Origin of the sequence: Psychromonas sp. MB-3u-54 (genome assembly GCF_002836415.1) — a bacterium.
Lineage (GTDB): Bacteria > Pseudomonadota > Gammaproteobacteria > Enterobacterales > Psychromonadaceae > Psychromonas.
The window spans coordinates 1-518 of record NZ_PJBP01000035.1 but is presented as its reverse complement, the minus strand read 5'-3'; the positions used below and the strand labels follow the sequence as shown (position 1 = coordinate 518).

General features: G+C 41.7%; 1 protein-coding gene. It reads left to right on the top strand.

The window, feature by feature from the left end:
* A partial coding sequence (locus tag CXF72_RS00470; protein ID WP_157823152.1) for an IS66 family transposase occupies positions 1-484 on the top strand: 484 nt, incomplete at its 5' end.
* Positions 485-518 lie beyond the last annotated feature (34 nt).

Below are 518 nucleotides of genomic sequence, written 5' to 3'. Positions count from 1 at the left end.
TGCTATCAGCACGATTCAAAAACTTTATGCGATAGAAAAGCGCACCAAGTTATTACCCGCCAAGGAACGCCAGAGAATAAGGAAAATCGAGTCCGCCCCTATTTTAGATAAATTTAAAATATGGCTGGATAAAACTTCACAAACGCTACTGCCCAAAAGTTATCTGGGTAAAGCTGTATCATACACGTTGAATTATTGGCAAGCGTTGACACGTTATGTTGAAAATGGTGAATTGGGCATTGATAATAATGTTACTGAGCGCGATATACGGCCCTTTACGACGGGTAGAAAAAACTGGATGTTTGCACAATCAGTCAAAGGGGCCCAAGCTAGTGCGGTACTTTACAGTATTGTGATGACCTGCCGAGCTAATGATATTAACCCTTATTTTTACTTCCAAAAGCTGTTCGAAGAATTGCCTAATCGTGTAGAAGGTGCCGATTTAAGCGATTTATTACCGTGGCATGCTCAGTTCAAGCCTTGATTTAGCTGAGTGCACTGCTTAACTGCGCGCTTAC